The organism is Kitasatospora sp. NPDC057965, assembly GCF_042887135.1.
GTDB lineage: Bacteria > Actinomycetota > Actinomycetes > Streptomycetales > Streptomycetaceae > Kitasatospora.
On the sequence record NZ_JBHVPZ010000014.1, the window covers coordinates 68,528 to 85,493 of the forward strand.

Genomic DNA, 16,966 nt, shown 5'->3' on the forward strand with positions numbered 1-16,966 from the left:
GTGAACGGGGTCAGCATGGCATGCGATCGAGATCGGTCAGTGCTTCACCACGGACGGTCGGAACTCATCGCCCGAAGGATGCAACCGGGACGCCGTTCCTGAGTGTCCGATGAATCGATCGTCGTCATTCCTGGCAGCCGCCGGGTAACCGGAGGGTGACGCGGCGGTGACGTCTCACCCCTTCGGGCCAGACCTTGCCCCTGAGGCCCGCCGATCGGGGGGAGCGAGTACGACCAGCGTATGAATGTGGCATAGGGTCCGATCCGGTTGCATGGTTCTCAGGAACTTCCCAGGAACCGTCAACCGGTTCGACGTCAGCAGAGGGGAGCGCCGGTGGGCGCCCAGCAGAGCAGGAGCCCGTGGCCGGGCACCATGGCGGTCGGTGCCGCGCTCGTGCTCGGCGCGTGGCTGCTGCACGACGGCTCGGCCGCCGTGCTGCCGCCGGCCCCCGGTACCGGGCAGGCCCTCAGCGGCTTCGCCCCGGTCTCCGTGGTACCGCCGCTCGGCCCCTCCCGGCCGACCCGGATCCGCATCCCCGCGGTCCGGCTCGACGCCCCCGTCACCGGCCTCGGCCTCGACCGGGACGGCCACCTGCAGGCCCCGCCGGACGAGGACCGCAACCTCGCCGGCTGGTACCGGGACGGCGCCACCCCCGGCCAGCGCGGTACGGCGATCATCGCCGGACACGTCGACAACGACCGCGGGCCCGCCGTCTTCTACCACCTGGGCGCCCTGCACCGCGGCGACCGGATCGAGATCCTCCGCGAGGACGGCCGGACCGCCGTCTACCAGCTCTACGCCATCGAAGTGCACGACCGAAAGGACTTCCCGGACGACCGGGTGTACCGCCAGGCCGCCGACGCCCAACTCCGGGTGATCACCTGCGGCGGCGGGTACAGCGAGGAGCACGGCTACGACGGCAACGTCGTCGCCTACGGCTTCCTCGCCGACACCACGCGCCCGGGGAAACCCGTATGACCTCCCTCACCACCACCGAACTCGCCGTCCGCTGGAACCCGCTCGACTGGCCGCTCACCCACGGCCCGATCCCGTACGCCGTGCTCGCGGCCGGCTGGGTCGCGCTGGGGCTGCTCGTCCTCTCCCGCGACCGGCGCTGGCTCGGCCTGCGCCCGCTCGGCGCCCTGCTCCTCGCCGCCGCCCTCACCGGCGCGATCAAGGTCGTCGTGGACGGGTGGTGGCACCCCTTCCCCGAGGGCACCCCCGACTACGTGGTCGGCTGGGTCGCGCTCGCCGTGCTCGCGCTGACCCTGGCCGGCTTCCGCGTCCCGCTGCTGCCCGGCCGGCAGCGCTTCCTGGCGGCCGGCGGCGCGGCACTGGTGGTGCTGATGGCGGCCTCGCAGGTCAACCGCGGCTTCGACCAGTACCCGACGGCCCGCGTCATGCTGGCGCCCAGGACCCAGGCGCTGACCACCGGCAAGGCCCCCGAGGTGGTGACCGCGCCGACCGGCAAGGTGCTGGAGGAGGTCTGGCACGCCCCGGCCGACCTGCCCGGGAAGGGCACCGTCTCGACCACCCCGATCCCCGGGACCAAGTCCGGCTTCGACGCCCGCGACGCCTACGTCTACCTGCCCCCCGCCTACCAGGCCAGCCCCCGGCCGATGCTGCCGGTGCTGGTGCTGATGGCCGGCCAGCCCGGCAACCCGTCCGACTGGGTGAACTCCGGCGGCATGCAGGAGCGGCTGGACGCCTTCGCCGCCGACCACCAGGGCCTCGCCCCGATCGTGGTGATGGTGGACCAGATCGCCACCATGTGGGGCAACAGCCTCTGCATGGACTCCAACGTCGCCCGGGCCCAGACCTACCTCGCCCAGGACGTCCCCGACTGGATCCACGGCCACCTCCAGACCGCCACCGGCCGCGGCGCCTTCGTCATCGGCGGCGCCTCGCTGGGCGGCACCTGCGCGCTCCAGCTGGCCGTCAACGCGCCGCAGGTCTACGGCTCGTTCATCGACGTCTCGGGCCAGGACGAGCCCACCCTGGGCAGCCACGACGAGACCGTCGAGAAGGCCTTCGACGGCGACGAGAAGGCCTTCGAGGCCGTCGACCCGGCGCACCTGATGGCCGCCCGCCAGTACCCGGACACCGCCGGCGTCTTCGCGGTCGGGGCCGGCGACGGCGACTTCCGCCCGCAACAGGAGACGATGTACGCCGCCGCACAGAAGGCCGGGATGAAGGTGGAGTTCCAAGCGATCCCCGGCGGCCACAGCTGGACGGTGTTCCGGGAGGCGCTCGACCGGAACCTGCCCTGGCTCGCCCGGCAGACCGGGATGATCCGGTGATCCGGCTCGGCGCCGCGCCCGCCCGGGCCCTGGTCGGCGAGCGGCAACCGCTGCGGGACGGCGGGCAACCGGCCCCGCGGGTCCCCGAACAGTCCCGCGGCGAGTCCGCCCCCGGCTCCGGCGCACCCGCGCCGCGGCCCCCGCAGCGGCTGGCCCGCGCCGCGGCCCGGACCGCCGCCCTCGCCACCCGGCTGGCCGCCCGGCTCGGCGAGGCCCCGCTCACCCTCGTGCTGCTGGTCGGCCTCTGGGCCGTCGGCGCCGCCACCGGCAGCCTCGCCCGCGGCCCGTCCGCCGCCCTGCTGGAGCGGGTCGGCGCCGGCTCCCCGACCCTCGGCGAGGGCCGCTGGTGGACGCCGCTCACCTCGCTGTTCTGGTGCTCCGGCATCGGCGCCTACGTCTTCACCAGCCTGCTGCTGCTCCTGGTCGCCCCGGCCGCCGAGCGCCGGCTCGGCGCGCTGCGGACCCTCGGGGTGCTGGTCGCCGGGCAGCTGGCCGGCGCCCTGGCCGGCACCGGGCTGGTCGCGGCCGGCGCCGTCTCCGGCGAGCAGTGGACCACCTCGGTCGTCGACCAGAGCGCGGTCGGCCCCGCCGTCGGCCTGTTCGCGCTGGCCGGCGTGCTCGGCTACCGGCTCACCGTGCTCTGGCGCCGCCGGCTGCACCTGCTGGTGGTGCTGGTGCCGCTGGTGATGGCGCTGTACGTGGGGCACCTGCAGAGCGTGCAGTGCTTCTCCGGCGCCCTGGCCGGGCTGGCCGCCGGGGCGCTGCTCTCGCGCGGCCGCCCGCACCTGCGCTCGCACCGCTCCTCGCACACCGAGACCCGGGTGCTGGTGGCGCTCTGCCTGGTCGCCGCCGCGCTCGGCCCGCTGATCGCCTCGCTCTACGACAACGCCGCCGGCCCGTTCAACACCTTCTCGGAGATCTACCTCTCGCACCGGCTCAGCCCGGACGAGGTCGCCGACTTCTGCGCGGTCTCGGCCCACGACTGCGCCCGCGCGCACGCCGTCGAGCGGATCTTCGACACCCCGGCCCGGCTGATGGCCGCGCTCTTCCCGGCGCTGCTGCTGGTGCTGGCCGAGGGCCTGCGCCGCGGCCTGCGGCTCGCCTGGCGGATCACCGTCGCCACCGAACTGCTCTGGACCGCCATGCTGGTCTGGCTGTTCACCGAGACCGGCACCGGCTCGGGCGGCGTCGTCCAGTACTTCGTCGAGGCGCTGCTGCTGCCGCTGATCACCACCGGACTGCTGCTGGCCACCCGCAAGCGCTTCCCGCTGCGGCTGCCCGTCGCGGTGCTCGGCCGGCTGGCCGCGGTGCTCGGCGGCGCGCTGCTGGTCGCCAGCGCCGCGTACACCGGGCTGGGGATGCTGGTCGCCGGGCAGTTCGAGCCGGTCGCGAGCTTCCGCGGGCTGGTCGCCGGGCTGCCGGCGCAGTACCTGCCGCCCGCCTACAACGACCTGCTGCCCGACTACCCGGTCGCGGTCGGGCCGTTCGCCCGCGTCCTGGAGACCTACTGCGGACTGGCCTTCTGGGCGGTCGCGCTGGGCGCGCTGCTGGTGGTCTTCCGCCGGCCGGTGGTGCACGTCGACGCCGAGGACGCCGCGCGGGCCCGCACCCTGCTCACCGAGCACGGCGGCGGCACGCTCTCCTTCCTCACCACCTGGGACGGCAACCACTACTGGTTCGACGAGGACGGCCGGGCGGCCGTCGCCTACCGGGTGCTGAACACCGTGGCGCTGACCACCGGCGACCCGTTCGGCGACCCGGAGGCACGCGCCCGCGCGGTGGCCGGCTTCGCCCGGTACTGCGACGCGCGCGGCTGGACGCCCTGCTTCTACAGCGTCACGCCGGAGACCCGGGCCGCCGCCGGGCAGCTCGGCTGGCGCTCGCTGCAGGTCGCCGAGGACACCGTGGTCGCGCTGCCGGACCTGGCCTTCACCGGCCGCAAGTGGCAGGACATCCGCACCGCGCTCAACAAGGCCGGCAAGCAGGGCATCACCGCCGAGTGGTGGTCGTACCACGAGGCGCCGCTCGCGCTGAAGGAGCAGATCCGCGCCATCTCCGAGGAGTGGGTCTCGGAGAAGGGGCTGCCCGAGATGGGCTTCACCCTCGGCGGCCTGGAGGAGCTGGACGACCCGGCGGTGCGGCTGCTGATCGCCGTCGACCAGGACCGCGCCGTGCACGGGCTGACCAGCTGGATGCCGGTCTACGAGAACGGCGAGCCGGTCGGCTGGACGCTGGACTTCATGCGCCGGCGCTCGGACGGCTTCCGCGGCGTCACCGAGTTCCTGATCGCCTCCGCGGCGCTCGGCTTCAAGCAGGAGGGCGCGCGCTTCGTCTCGCTCTCCGGCGCCCCGCTGGCCCGCTCGGAGAAGGAGCCGCCGACCGGGCTGCAGAAGACCCTGGACTGGCTGGGCCGGGCGCTGGAGCCGGTGTACGGCTTCCGCTCCCTGCTCGCGTTCAAGGCGAAGTTCCAGCCGGAGTACCGGCCGATGTACATGGCCTACCCGGACCCGGCCGCGCTGCCCAGCATCACCCGGGCGATCGGCAAGGCGTACCTGCCGCACCTCACCCCGGCGCAGGGCGTACGGCTGATGCGCAAGCTCTCGGCCTAGCGGGCCCGTCGGAGCGCCCCCGGAGGCGAGCGGGCGAACGGCTGCGGCTGCCCGGGCCCCGGTCCCGGGCGGCCGCCGACGTGCGCCCCGCCGGGCCGCTCAGCCGAGCAGCTGGGCGAGGGCGCGGTCGGCGTCCAGGTACAGGTGCTCCTCGCCCTCGGGGACGAGCAGGCGGCTGCGCCACAGGAAGCGCCGCAGGTCGGCGGTGTCGAACTGGACCATCGCGGTGCCCTCGGGCGCGCGCAGCTCGACCAGGGTGCGCCGGCCGAGGCCGGGCCGGACGTGCACGTCGCCGATGCCGGAGGGCACCTCCAGGCCGGAGGAGAGCAGCCGACGGGCGAAGACCCAGACGATGTCGTCGGCCGGCCCGCCGCCGTCGGCCTCGTCGTCCAGCGAGAACTCGGCGGGGAAGGCCATCCGGACGGCGAGCGGGTCCTCCGGGAGGTAGGTCATGGTGACCCGCAGCCGGACGGAGCGGTGGGCGGAGAGGACCAGACGGGCCTGGACGGTCTCTTCGGCGGTGGCGTGCACGGTGATTCCCTTCGGTGGGGGCGAGGCCGGTGACGGCGTGGAGGGTTGGGGCGGCCTCACCCGGAAGAGAGGCGGTGGAGGGGGTTCCGCTTACCGCGCTTTCGCGACTTTCTCCTGTGATCCACCTCACATCGATTTCCGGCCGAACCGGCGGCCCACCGGCCGGGCGCGCGCCCCGCCCGGCCCCGCCGCGGCCGCCCGAACGCCGCCGGGCCCGGTACGCTGGGCGGGTTGTCCGAACGCCGTCCGACCGTGGGACGAGGCCGCAAAATCGCCTCTGACCTGCGATGATCCCCCCTCGGAGACCGTGAGTACTGCCGCCGCCTCGATGCCGCTCTTCTCCGACGCGCAGGAGCCGCACGCGCCCGTCCGGGCCGCCGGCCAAGCCGCGCCGACCTCCTCCCACCACCTGTCCCCGGCTTTCCCCGGCCGCGCCCCCTGGGGCACCGCGGGCAAGCTCCGGGCCTGGCAGCAGGGTGCGCTGGACAAGTACATCGAGAACCAGCCGCGCGACTTCCTCGCCGTCGCGACCCCGGGCGCCGGTAAGACCACCTTCGCGCTGACCCTGGCCTCCTACCTGCTCCACAACCATCTGGTGCAGCAGGTCACCGTGGTCGCGCCGACCGAGCACCTGAAGAAGCAGTGGGCCGAGGCCGCCGCCCGGATAGGCATCCGGCTCGACCCGGCGTACTCCTCCGGGCCGCTCTCCCGGGACTACCACGGCATCGTGGTCACCTACGCGGGCGTCGGCGTGAACCCGATGCTGCACCGCAACCGGACCGAGGCCCGCAAGACGCTGGTCATCATGGACGAGATCCACCACGCCGGTGACTCGAAGTCCTGGGGCGAGGCCTGCTTCGAGGCCTTCGAGCCGGCCACCCGGCGGCTGGCGCTGACCGGTACGCCGTTCCGCTCGGACACCAACCCGATCCCGTTCGTCCAGTACGAGGCGGGGAGCGACGGCATCCGCAAGTCGATCGCCGACTACACCTACGGCTACGGGCACGCGCTCGCCGACCATGTCGTCCGTCCGGTGATCTTCCTGTCGTACAGCGGCAACATGCGCTGGCGCACCAAGTCCGGCGACGAGCTGGAGGCCAGGCTCGGCGAGCCGATGACCAAGGACCTGATCGCCCAGGCCTGGCGCACCGCGCTCTCCCCGCAGGGCGAGTGGATCCCGTCCGTGCTGCAGGCCGCCGACCGCCGGCTCAGCGAGGTCCGCAAGGCGATCCCGGACGCCGGCGGCCTGGTGATCGCCACCGACCAGAACGTGGCCCGCGCCTACGCCAAGATGCTGCGCGAGATCAGCGGCGAGAAGGTCACCCTGGTCCTCTCCGACGAGACCGAGGCCTCCCAGCGGATCTCCGACTACGCGGCCGGGGACTCGCGCTGGATGGTCGCGGTCCGCATGGTGTCCGAGGGCGTCGACGTGCCCCGGCTCTGCGTCGGCGTGTACGCCACCTCGATCTCCACCCCGCTGTTCTTCGCCCAGGCCGTCGGCCGCTTCGTGCGCGCCCGCAAGCGCGGCGAGACCGCCTCCGTCTTCCTGCCGACCATCCCGATGCTGCTGGGCTTCGCCAACGAGATGGAGCTCCAGCGCGATCACGTGCTGGACCGGCCGAAGAAGGAGGGCGAGGGCCTCTTCGACGAGGAGGACCGGCTGCTCGCCGAGGCCGAGCGGGCCAACGACGGCCCGGACGGCGCGGGCGGCGAGGAGTTCTCCTACGAGGCGCTGGGCTCCGAGGCGGTCTTCGACCGGGTGCTGTACAACGCCATGGAGTTCGGCATGCAGGCGCACCCGGGCAGCGAGGAGGAGGAGGACTACCTCGGCATCCCGGGCCTGCTGGAGCCGGACCAGGTGCAGATGCTGCTGCAGAAGCGCCAGCACCGGCAGATCCAGCGGAGCAAGGGCAAGCCGGCCGAGGAGGCCGACCTGCTGGAGCTGCCCGCCGAGCAGCGGCCGGTCGTGACCCACCAGGAACTGCGTGAGCTGCGCAAGGAGTTGAACGCTCTGGTGGCCGCCTGGCACCACCGCACCAGCCAGCCGCACGGGACCGTCCACAACGAGCTGCGCCGTCAGTGCGGCGGTCCGCTCACGGCCCAGGCCACCGCCAACCAGCTGAAGGCGCGGATCGCCAAGATCCGTGAGTGGGCGAAGTAACGGTCCGTCGGCGGCGCGGACGGCAGGACCGTAAAGGTCATGTGACGTTCAGATATACGCGAAGGTTTTGTGGAGACAGCCGGTCAGATGATCGGCTAGTCTTCGGCGTGCTGCGCCGCCTCCGGGCCGCCGACGCCATCCGCCCCCCGTCCGGGGTCGGTCGTCGCAGTTCCCGGTGAACCCGGCCGGCACCTCACCGACCCGGGAGGACGCGACGCTCCGTCGTGCGCTCGGGCCTGTCTGTCTTTCCAAGGAGCACACCCAACGTGTCGTACCAGCAGCCCTACGCCCAGCAGCCCGAGCTCTCCGACAAGTCGAAGGTCGTCGCCGGCGTTCTGCAGATCCTGCTCGGCGGCCTGGGCGTCGGTCGCTTCTACACCGGCCACATCGGCATGGGCATCGCCCAGCTGCTGACCTGCGGTGGTCTCGGCGTCTGGTCGCTGATCGACGGCATCCTGTTCCTCACCAGCAACGACCGCACCGACTCCCAGGGCCGTCTGCTGCGCGGCTGACCCTTGGTCGCATCCGCGAAGGCGCGTCGCCGCCCCGGCCGTCCCGGCCGGGGCGGCTTCGCCGTTCCCGAACGGCTGCGCACGGCCTGGGCGCCGGTCGGGGTGCTGGTCGGCGGCGTGGCGGGCTCCGCCTACCTGTGGTCGCGCAACCCCCACCTGCCCGGGCAGATGCTGCCGTTCTGCCCCTGGCGCAAGGTCACCGGGCTGCAGTGCCCCGGCTGCGGCGGCACCCGGATGGCCTACGACCTGCTGCACGGCGACCTCGCCGCCGCCTGGCACGACAACGCGGCGCTGCTGCTCGCGCTGCCGCTGGTGGCCGTGACCTACCTGGCCTGGCTGCGGCACGGGCTGGCGGGGCGGCGCTGGCAGCCGCCGCTCGGCCGGCGGGGGACGGCCGTGCTGCTCGGCGTGGCGACCGTCTGGACCGTCCTGCGCAACGTGCTCTGACACCACGTCGCTCCGGTACGACGTGTTCCGGCCCGATCCGTCCGGAACTCGGACTGTGGTCGAACTTGCGAACGTCTGGTAGCGGTGTTCTGGGTCGTTTTGACACGGTTTGACGGGGCGTGCGAAATTGATCTTGCCCGAATTTTGGACAAACACTTCCGCCGCCGCATTTCCTTCACTACCTTTCCCACACGCTCTCCCGCCGGGCGACCCCCGCGAGACGGGCGTCGCAGGGCCCCAGGACGTCAAGGACGACTCTCCGCGGCCCGAGCGCGGCCACCCACCTGCGCGCGACCCCCGAGTCCCGGACCGGCCCGCCGATCCGCGACCCGCCGCGGAAAGGAATTGCGCGTCGTGACTGCAGAGACCTCCCAGACCCTGGACCGCGGTGTCCGGGTCCTCAAACTGCTCGCCGACTCGGAGCGCGGGCTCACCGTGACCGAGCTGGCGGCCCGCCTCGCCGTCAACCGGACGGTCGTCTACCGGCTGCTGGCCACCCTGGAACAGCACGGACTGGTCCGCCGGGACATCGGCGGCCGTGCCCGCGTCGGCCTGGGCGTCCTGCGGCTCGCCCACCGGGTCCACCCGCTGCTGCGCGAGGCGGCGCTGCCCGCGCTGCGCAGCCTCGCCGAGGACCTCGGCGCCACCGCCCACCTCACCCTGGTGGACGGCAACGAGGCGCTCGCGGTGGCCGTGGTCGAACCCAGCTGGACCGACTTCCACGTCGCCTACCGGACCGGGCTGCGCCACCCGCTGGGGGAGAGCGCGGCCGGCCGGGCGATCCTGGAGGCCCGGGCCTTCCCGAGCCAGCGGCGGCCGGAGCAGGGCTTCGTCATCACCCGGGCGGAGGAGCAGTCGGGGGCGTCCGGCGCGGCCGCGGCGCTGCTCGGCCTGAGCGGCATCGAGGGCAGCGTCGGCGTGGTGATGCTCAACGGCCTCGTCCCGGAGCGGGTCGGCCCCCGGGTGGTCGAGGCCGCCACCGAGGTCGCCGACGCGCTGCGCTGAGCGCTCCGCCGCGGCGGGCGGGCCGTCCGGGTGGCCGTGTGCGTGCCCGCCGGACGGCCCGGTGTGTTTGGATGCCTCTGTGTCCGACACCAAGCTGCCCCCGGCCCTCACCGCTCCCCGGACCCGGGCCCTCGCGCTCTGCGGCGCCCTGGTCACCGCGCTGTTCGGCGTGGCCGCCTTCGTCCCGCTGCCGTACACGCTGACGTTTCCCGGCGTGACCGCGGACACCCTCGGCAGCTACCAGGACCGGCCGGTGCTCACCATCACCGGCGCGCCGGTCCGCAGCACCCAGGGACAGCTGCGGATGGTGACCATCTCGGCGACCAATCCCGGGGAGCGGACCAGCCTCTGGCGCTCGCTGCAGGCCTGGTTCGACGAGGACGAGGCCATCCGGCCCACCGACACCGTCTACCCGCAGGGCAACCCGGCCAAGGCCGAGGAGGTCAACGCCCAGCAGATGGTGGAGTCCCAGGACGCCGCCACCACGGCCGCGCTGTCCTACCTCCAGCTGTCGCCCGCCCAGGTGAAGGTGAAGGTCGACCTCGGTGACATCGGCGGCCCGAGCGCCGGCCAGATGCTCGCGCTCGGCATCATCGACAAGCTCGCCGGGGACGGCAAGGGCGGCGACCTCACCGGCGGGCTGACCATCGCCGGCACCGGGACCATCGACGACCAGGGCGTGGTCGGCGCGGTCGGCGGCGTGCCGCTCAAGACCCAGGCGGCGGCCCGGGACGGCGCGACCGTCTTCCTGCTGCCCAAGGACGAGTGCGCGGACGCCAAGGTGAACACGCCCGCCGGGCTGCGGCTGGTGCCGGTCGGCACGCTGGCGGAGTCGGTCTCCGCGCTGGAGGCGCTGCGCACCGGCGGGGCCGTCGCCACATGCTGAGCGGCCCCCACCTGCCGAGCCGACCCGGCCGTCGGGCCGGCTACTCGGCGGCGGCCTGGTCGACCAGCGGCAGGATCCGGTACGGCACCGGGTTCTCCAGCGCGATGGCCGTCGAGGAGCGGACGATCCCGTCGAAGCCGACCACCCGGTCGATCACCCGCTGCAGATCGGCGTTGGAGCGGGCCACGATCCGCACCATCATGTCGCCGTGCCCGGTGATGGTGTGCAGCTCCAGCACCTCCGGCACCGCCGCCAGGTGCTCGCGCACGTCCGTGCCCTGGCCCTGGGAGATCTCCAGGGTCGCGAAGGCCGTCACCGGGTAGCCCAGCGCCGCCGGGTCCACCTCCGGGCCGAAACCGCCGATCACCCCGCGCGCCTGGAGCCGGTCCAGCCGGGCCTGCACCGTGCCGCGGGCCACCTGGAGCCGGCGCGAGCACTCCAGCACGCCGATCCGCGGCTCCTCGGCGAGCAGCCGGATCAGCCGGCCGTCCAGGGCGTCGATGGCGTCGTTGGTGCTTCCGGCGAGTCCGCCCGGGGCGGCGGAAGGCCCTTGCCCGGTGGGCGAGTTGGGTGGTCCGGGGGCGACCGGGGGGGTGGCGGCGTGGGCGGGGGGCATCGCGGGGGCTCCGTCCTCCGATGGGCATTCTGTACAGCGGTGCGTCCGATTCTCCCGTCCCGGAGCGCAGCTTGACCAGGAGGAAACGGAACAGTTGCGCGGAAGTCGGCCCGGCGCCACCCTCCAGCCACAACCCCGTGCGCCCGCCCCACCCCGGCGTGCCGGGGGCGACCCGTGGTCCCGCACCCCCACCGGGAGGGCTGACATGACCGACACCACCGTCGAACGCGTGCTGCCGACGGCCGGCCCGGGCCCCGGGGGCCTGTGCGCCGTCGCCCCGGAGGAACCCGGGCTGCTCCCGATGGGCCGCGCCGACGCGGTGGTCTTCGCGGTCGGCGACGCCGAGCGGGCGGCCCACCGGTACGCGGTCGCCCTCGGGCTGCGCTGCACCGCGTACGCCGGGCCCGAGACGGGCGAGCCGGAGACCGTCTCCTACGTGCTGCGGGCGCCCGGGACGCGCTTCGTGCTGACCTCGCTCGTCCAGGCGATCGGCCCGCGCGGCCGGGAGCTGGCCGAGCACCTGGCCCGGCACGGCGACGGGGTGATCGACCTCGCGGTCGCGGTGCCGGACGTCTGTTACGCGTACGACTACGCCGTCGACCGGGGCGCGGCCTCGCTCGCCGAGCCCTACGAGGTGCGGGACGCGTACGGCACCGTGGTGCTCGCCGCGATCGGGGTGCCCGGCGGGACCAGACACACCCTGGTCGACCGCTCCCGGTACCGCGGGCCCTACCTGCCGGGCTACGTGCCCTTCGAGCGCTGGTGACGGCGGCGGTCAGCGGACGGCGAGGTCGACCCTCGGCGGGTAGCCGTTCCAGGAGACGATCACCGAGTTGGCCTGGGCGTCCTTGGTGAAGTCAACTCGGAGCCACCCGGGGCCGTCCCAGACCAGCATCTGCCACCCCGAGTCCGGGGTGGCAGAGACCAGCGAGGCCCGGTCCGACTGGATGTCCAGGGCGACCTTTCCGCCCGGGACGAGGTAACTGTGCACGGAGGACGTGGTGCTGCCGACCGGGGACGGGCGGTGCGAGCTCGGCGCGGCGGCCGACGGGGTGGCGGAGGCCGTCGGCGTCGGCCTGGGCGGGGCCGCCGACGCCCGGACGGTGGACGGCGGCGCGGTCGGCTCGGTACGGCCGGTCGACTGCGGCGGCGTCGCCGAGGGCGTCGGCACGGGTCTCGCGCCCTCGGCCGAGGCCGGCGAGGGCAGCGGCAGCGCGGTGGGCTGTTCGAAGGCGGCGCCGGTCAGCACGGCGTGCACGCCGAACCAGGACAGCGCCACCGCCGCCCCGGTGGCCGCCGCCCAGGCGCCGAGCTGTACCAGTCCGTTCCGCATCGTGCGCACATCCTGCCGTATCCCCCGGTCGCGCAGGTGGGCGCCCCGGTACTTCCACAGGGAACTTGCACAACTGCGGCCCGCGCGCCGCAGACCTGCGCGAACCACCCCGAGGTACAGACCATTCGGGGCCGATGGCGTACCGTGCAGCCCCATGGCAACAGTGCTCGTGGTCGAGGACGACCCCTTCGTACGATCCGCCCTCATCCGCCACCTGACCGACACCGGCCACGCGGTTCGCAGCGTGGGCACGGCACTTGAGGCGCTGCGCGAGGTCGCCCAGGTCGGCTGCGACCTGGTGATCCTGGACCTCGGCCTGCCGGATCTGGACGGCAGCGAGGCGCTCAAGATGATCCGTGGCCTGACCAACGTCCCGGTCATCATCTCCACCGCCCGGGACGACGAGGCCGAGATCGTCCGGCTGCTCAACGACGGGGCCGACGACTACCTGGTGAAACCGTTCTCCGGGGAGCATCTGAGTGCCCGGATGGCCGCCGTGCTGCGCCGGCTCGGCGGTGGGGCGGCCCCGGTCAGCCAGGTGCTGCGGGTCGGCGGGCTGGCGATCGACCTCCAGCGCCGGGAGGCCTCGCTGGACGGCCGGGCGCTGGACCTGACCCGCCGTGAGTTCGATCTGCTGGCCTTCCTCGCCGCCCGGCCGGGCGTGGTGGTGCCGCGCAAGGAGATCCTGGCCGAGGTGTGGCGGCAGACCTACGGCGGGGACCAGACCATCGACGTGCACCTGTCCTGGCTGCGCCGCAAGCTCGGTGAGACCGCGTCGAACCCGCGCTACCTGCACACCGTGCGCGGGGTCGGGGTCCGGCTGGAGGCGTCCGGGCAGGCCGCCGGACCCGGTGCCGTCCCCGTGGAGCGCCGGACATGAGGAGGCTGCGGCACTCGCTGCGCTGGGCCCTGATCAAGGCCGCCGTGGCCGGGACCACCATGGTCGCGCTGGCGTTCCTCATCCCGCTCGGCCTGATGGTCCAGCAGACCGCCCGGGACCGGGCGTTCACGGCCGCCGAGCGGCAGGCCGCGGCGCTCGGCCCGGCACTGGCCATCACCACCGACGAGGACGCCATCGCCCGGGCGGTGGCCTCGACGGACGCGGGTGCGCAGGGGCGGATGGCGGTGCACCTGCCGCCGGCGGAGGGCGCCGTGGCGGCCGGTTCCGCCTCCGGGACGGCCGGCGGTGCGGGCGGGGTGGCCGCAGCGCCGGGCGGGACGGGGGCGGGGACGGTACCGGGCGCGGCCGGTCCGCAGGGGGCGGCAGCCGCCGTGGGGGTGCCGGGGGCCGCCGCCGTACCGGGGACCGCGAGGGCCGCCGCGGGCGCCGCCTCCGCCGACGGGGCGACCATCGGCGAAGTCCGGGCGCTGGACGCCGACGTGGCCACCGCGGGCGGCCAGGGGCGCTCGTTCACCGTGCAGGTGCCGGGCGGCTTCGCGCTGCTCCAGCCGGTCGCCGTGGACACCGTGCGGACCGCCGTGGTCGAGGTCTTCGTGGCCGACGGCGACCTCACCCGGGGCGTGGCCACGGCCTGGCAGGTGCTCTCCGGGGTCGCGCTCGGGCTGGTCGCCATCTCGGTGCTGGTCGCCGACCGGATGGGCGCCCGGATCGTCGGCTCGGCCCGTCGGCTCGCCGCCGCCGCCCGATCGCTCGGCGCGGGCAATCTGACGGTCCGGGTGCCGGTGGACGGCAAGCAGGCCGCGGGCAGCCCGGCGGAGTTGCACGAGGCCGCCCACGCGTTCAACGCGATGGCCGACCGGGTCGTCCAACTGCTCGCCGCCGAGCGGGAGTTGGCGGCCGACCTGTCGCACCGGCTGCGCACCCCGCTGACCGTGCTGCGGCTGAACGCCGCCTCGCTCGGCGAGGGCGACGCGGCCGACGCCACCCGGCACGCGGTGTCGCAGCTGGAGCGCGAGGTCGACCAGATCATCCGCTCGGCCCGCCGGGCGCCCGAGGACGCGCCCGCCGTCACCGTCGGCTGCGACGCCGCCGAGGTGATCCGCGAGCGGGTCGGCTTCTGGTCCGCGCTCGCCGAGGACGAGGGCCGTCCCTGGCAGCTGGCCGGCGCCGAGCGCGAGACGCCCGTCCCGGTCCAGCGCGGCGACCTGGCCGCGGCGGTGGACGCGCTGCTCGGCAACGTCTTCCGGCACACCGCGGTCGGCACCGCCTTCTCGGTGGACGTGCTGCCCACCGAGAGTTCGGTGATCGTGCTGGTCGGGGACGCCGGTCCGGGCTTCACCGATCCGCAGGCCGCGCTGAAGCGCGGCGAGGGCCACGGCGGGGAGGGCTCCACCGGCCTCGGGCTGGACATCGTCCGCAAGCTCGCCGAGGCCACCGGCGGTGACCTCGCGCTCGGTGCCTCGGCCGTGCTCGGCGGCGCCGAGATCCGGCTGCGGCTGCGCACCCGGCAGGACGGCACCGAGCCCCCGCGGGCCGGCAGACGGCGCGGCCGCGGGCCGCTGTTCCCTCGCTGACCGGGGCCGCCGGGCACGGGTGATGAAAGGTTTCGGCGCTTCGTCAGGCTTCGGGAGGGGCGGGGGAGGAGCGGGCTCCCCCTCTTTCTTAAGCGCGCCGTAAGGGAGTTCTACCCCTGGCTCAGCAGGCGGTTTCCGGCCATTGTGCGCCGTTAGCGTCGTCGGCGTCGGTCACCCCCTCGACCGCGCACCTGCCAGCCCCGGAGGTAAGCCCCATGACGACCCAGCAGCCCCACCGCCGCCCCGGCGGCCGCCGCCGGCACAGCCGCAAGGGCGTGCTGATCGGCGCCTCGGCGGTCGCCGCCGCGCTGGTCGCCGGGGGCGTGGTCGTCCTCGCCTCCTCGGCCAGCGCCGCCTCGCTCGGCGCCGTCTACACCCGCACCAGCAGCTGGGACTCCGGCTACACCGGCCAGTACCTGGTCACCAACCCGGACGGCAGCGCCATCGAGGACTGGACGCTCACCTTCGACCTGCCGGCGGGCGCGAAGATCGACTCGCTCTGGAACGCCACCTTCACGGCGGACGGCCAGCACGTCACAGTCCGGCCGGAGGCGTGGAGCAAGCGGCTGGAGCCGGGCAGGAGCGTCGTGGTCGGCTTTGTCGCCCAGGGCGCCGGCGCCGCGCAGGCGGAGCCGGGCAACTGCCTGATCAACCAGAGCGCCTGCAAGCCGGGGGACGGCACCGCGGCCACCCCGTCCGGCCGGCCGACCACCACCGCGACGGCCTCCCCGTCCGCCTCCGCCTCCGCCTCCGTGACGGCGTCCGCCACGGCCACCGCGACCGCCACGGCGAGTGCCACCGCCACCGGCGCGCCGACCACCGGGGCGCCCAGCCCCAGCGCCACGGCGACCACCCGGCCCACCACCCCGGCCCCGACGGCCACCGCGACCGCCACCACCACGGCCGTGCCCACCACCCCGGCGCCCACCACCCCGGCGCCCACCGCGACCGCGACCGGCACCCCCGCCCCGGCCGGCGGTGCCGGCTTCAGCCCGTTCGTCGACACCTCGCTCTACCCGCCCTACGACCTGGTCGCCACCGCCAAGGCGAGCGGCGTCAAGGACTTCAACCTGGCCTTCGTCGTCGCCGCTGGCGGCTGCACCCCGAAGTGGGGCGGCGTGAGCGACCTCGCCGCCGACGCGGTGGCCGCCCAGATCGGCGCCCTGCGCGCGATCGGCGGCGACGTCCGGGTCTCCTTCGGCGGTGCCAACGGCAGCGAGCCGGCTCTCGCCTGCTCCTCGGTCGCCGACCTCACCGCCGTCTACCAGAAGACCGTGGACGCCTACGGTCTCACCAAGATCGACTTCGACGTCGAGGGCGGCGCGATCGCCAACGCGGCCGCCAACACCCGTCGCGCCCAGGCCATCGTCCAGCTCCAGAAGAACGCCGCCGCCAAGGGCAAGGCCCTGGAGGTCTCCTTCACCCTCCCCGTGCTCCCCTCCGGCCTGACCCAGGAGGGCGTCAACCTGGTCGCCGACGCCAAGAACAACGGTGTGGCGATCAGTGCGGTCAACGTCATGGCGATGGACTTCGGTGACGGCGTCGCCCCCAACCCGCAGGGCCAGATGGGCAAGTACGCCATCGCCGCGGCCACCGCCACCCAGGCCCAGGTGAAGAGCGTGCTCGGGCTCGACGACGCGACCGCCTGGCGCAAGGTCGCGGTCACCCCGATGATCGGCGTCAACGACGTCGCCAGTGAGGTCTTCACCGTCGCCGACGCCAAGCAGCTCGCCGACTTCGCCAAGAGCAAGCACCTGGCCTGGCTGTCGATGTGGTCCGGCACCCGCGACAAGGCCTGCGAGGGCGGCGCCAAGCCGTACGCCGACGCCAGCTGCAGCTCGATCGTCCAGCAGCCGCTGGACTTCACCCGGGCCCTCGGCGCCTACACCGGCTGATCCGCCGCAGCGGCTGATCTCCCGCAGCGGCAGATCCGCCTCCACCCACTCCGGCCGTCCGTGCCCCGACCGCAACGGGGCACGGCCGGCCGGCACCACATCCCGGCCCATCACTCTCCGTGATCGATACGATCCGGACCGGCCGCAGGGCATCGGGTATCGTCGCTGGTTGGCCGACCGGCGGACGGAGCGAAGA

General features: G+C 74.2%; 14 protein-coding genes and 1 pseudogene. 12 read left to right on the forward strand and 3 right to left on the reverse strand.

Annotated elements, in window-relative coordinates; genetic code table 11:
• The first annotated feature begins 372 nt into the window (after positions 1–372).
• The 3 genes from ACFVVU_RS19525 to ACFVVU_RS19535 are packed head-to-tail and all read left to right on the forward strand — an operon-like array spanning position 373 to position 4,909.
• Positions 373–978 carry a class F sortase gene (locus ACFVVU_RS19525; RefSeq protein ID WP_387791273.1) on the forward strand — a complete coding sequence of 202 codons (606 nt, stop codon included), beginning with the start codon at positions 373–375 and terminating at the stop codon, positions 976–978.
• The gene (locus ACFVVU_RS19530; RefSeq protein ID WP_380682509.1) at positions 975–2,300 is read left to right on the forward strand and encodes an alpha/beta hydrolase; all 1,326 of its coding nucleotides are present in this window, start codon (positions 975–977) and stop codon (positions 2,298–2,300) included. The genes ACFVVU_RS19525 and ACFVVU_RS19530 overlap by 4 nt, the downstream gene beginning before the upstream one ends.
• Positions 2,297–4,909, forward strand: coding sequence for a bifunctional lysylphosphatidylglycerol flippase/synthetase MprF (locus ACFVVU_RS19535; protein WP_387791156.1), 2,613 nt, complete (start codon positions 2,297–2,299; stop codon positions 4,907–4,909). Before ACFVVU_RS19530 ends, ACFVVU_RS19535 begins: the two co-directional genes overlap by 4 nt.
• Positions 4,910–5,008: 99 nt before the next feature.
• On the opposite strand, the gene ACFVVU_RS19540 is transcribed toward ACFVVU_RS19535, so the two are convergent.
• Entirely contained in the window at positions 5,009–5,440 is a 432-nt protein-coding gene (locus ACFVVU_RS19540; RefSeq protein ID WP_380682506.1) for an SsgA family sporulation/cell division regulator, read from the reverse strand.
• A gap of 328 nt (positions 5,441–5,768) precedes the next feature.
• On the opposite strand from ACFVVU_RS19540, the gene ACFVVU_RS19545 reads away from it, so the two are divergent.
• From ACFVVU_RS19545 to ACFVVU_RS19565, 5 genes are all read left to right on the forward strand, one after another.
• The gene (locus ACFVVU_RS19545) at positions 5,769–7,601 is read left to right on the forward strand and encodes a DEAD/DEAH box helicase (RefSeq protein ID WP_387791274.1); all 1,833 of its coding nucleotides are present in this window, start codon (positions 5,769–5,771) and stop codon (positions 7,599–7,601) included.
• A 266-nt stretch (positions 7,602–7,867) separates the two neighbouring features.
• The gene (locus ACFVVU_RS19550; protein ID WP_380682505.1) at positions 7,868–8,113 is read left to right on the forward strand and encodes a TM2 domain-containing protein; all 246 of its coding nucleotides are present in this window, start codon (positions 7,868–7,870) and stop codon (positions 8,111–8,113) included.
• A 75-nt stretch (positions 8,114–8,188) separates the two neighbouring features.
• Entirely contained in the window at positions 8,189–8,560 is a 372-nt protein-coding gene (locus tag ACFVVU_RS19555; protein ID WP_387791276.1) for a DUF2752 domain-containing protein, read from the forward strand.
• A 354-nt stretch (positions 8,561–8,914) separates the two neighbouring features.
• Positions 8,915–9,565, forward strand: a complete 651-nt coding sequence (locus ACFVVU_RS19560) for an IclR family transcriptional regulator (RefSeq protein WP_270146684.1) — start codon at positions 8,915–8,917, stop codon at positions 9,563–9,565.
• A gap of 79 nt (positions 9,566–9,644) precedes the next feature.
• Positions 9,645–10,451, forward strand: a complete 807-nt coding sequence (locus ACFVVU_RS19565) for a S16 family serine protease (protein ID WP_380682503.1) — start codon at positions 9,645–9,647, stop codon at positions 10,449–10,451.
• A gap of 40 nt (positions 10,452–10,491) precedes the next feature.
• Here ACFVVU_RS19565 and ACFVVU_RS19570 read toward each other — a convergent pair whose 3' ends face one another.
• Complete coding sequence (locus ACFVVU_RS19570; protein ID WP_380682502.1) at positions 10,492–11,067, reverse strand: Lrp/AsnC family transcriptional regulator; 576 nt, start codon at positions 11,065–11,067, stop codon at positions 10,492–10,494.
• A 301-nt stretch (positions 11,068–11,368) separates the two neighbouring features.
• On the opposite strand from ACFVVU_RS19570, the pseudogene ACFVVU_RS19575 reads away from it, so the two are divergent.
• Positions 11,369–11,815 (forward strand): annotated as a pseudogene (locus ACFVVU_RS19575) (VOC family protein); the annotation flags it as partial.
• A 27-nt stretch (positions 11,816–11,842) separates the two neighbouring features.
• Here the strand turns inward: ACFVVU_RS19575 and ACFVVU_RS19580 are convergent.
• Positions 11,843–12,400, reverse strand: a complete 558-nt coding sequence (locus ACFVVU_RS19580; RefSeq protein WP_380682501.1) for a hypothetical protein — start codon at positions 12,398–12,400, stop codon at positions 11,843–11,845.
• 154 nt (positions 12,401–12,554) lie between these two features.
• On the opposite strand from ACFVVU_RS19580, the gene ACFVVU_RS19585 reads away from it, so the two are divergent.
• From ACFVVU_RS19585 to ACFVVU_RS19595, 3 genes are all read left to right on the forward strand, one after another.
• Positions 12,555–13,280 carry a response regulator transcription factor gene (locus tag ACFVVU_RS19585; protein ID WP_380682500.1) on the forward strand — a complete coding sequence of 242 codons (726 nt, stop codon included), beginning with the start codon at positions 12,555–12,557 and terminating at the stop codon, positions 13,278–13,280.
• Positions 13,277–14,875, forward strand: a complete 1,599-nt coding sequence (locus tag ACFVVU_RS19590; RefSeq protein ID WP_387791159.1) for an ATP-binding protein — start codon at positions 13,277–13,279, stop codon at positions 14,873–14,875. Before ACFVVU_RS19585 ends, ACFVVU_RS19590 begins: the two co-directional genes overlap by 4 nt.
• Before the next feature lie 215 nt (positions 14,876–15,090).
• Entirely contained in the window at positions 15,091–16,770 is a 1,680-nt protein-coding gene (locus ACFVVU_RS19595; protein ID WP_387791161.1) for a cellulose binding domain-containing protein, read from the forward strand.
• Positions 16,771–16,966: the final 196 nt, after the last annotated feature.

Excerpts from the sequence above, each read along its gene's own strand:
- ACFVVU_RS19525 (WP_387791273.1), top strand. The coding sequence starts at position 373 with ATGGCGGTCGGTGCCGCGCTCGTGCTCGGCGCGTGGCTGCTGCACGAC.
- ACFVVU_RS19530 (WP_380682509.1), top strand. The coding sequence starts at position 975 with ATGACCTCCCTCACCACCACCGAACTCGCCGTCCGCTGGAACCCGCTC.
- ACFVVU_RS19545 (WP_387791274.1), top strand. The coding sequence starts at position 5,769 with ATGCCGCTCTTCTCCGACGCGCAGGAGCCGCACGCGCCCGTCCGGGCC.
- ACFVVU_RS19570 (WP_380682502.1), bottom strand. The coding sequence starts at position 11,067 with ATGCCCCCCGCCCACGCCGCCACCCCCCCGGTCGCCCCCGGACCACCC.
- ACFVVU_RS19580 (WP_380682501.1), bottom strand. The coding sequence starts at position 12,400 with ATGCGGAACGGACTGGTACAGCTCGGCGCCTGGGCGGCGGCCACCGGG.
- ACFVVU_RS19585 (WP_380682500.1), top strand. The coding sequence starts at position 12,555 with ATGGCAACAGTGCTCGTGGTCGAGGACGACCCCTTCGTACGATCCGCC.
- ACFVVU_RS19590 (WP_387791159.1), top strand. The coding sequence starts at position 13,277 with ATGAGGAGGCTGCGGCACTCGCTGCGCTGGGCCCTGATCAAGGCCGCC.
- ACFVVU_RS19595 (WP_387791161.1), top strand. The coding sequence starts at position 15,091 with ATGACGACCCAGCAGCCCCACCGCCGCCCCGGCGGCCGCCGCCGGCAC.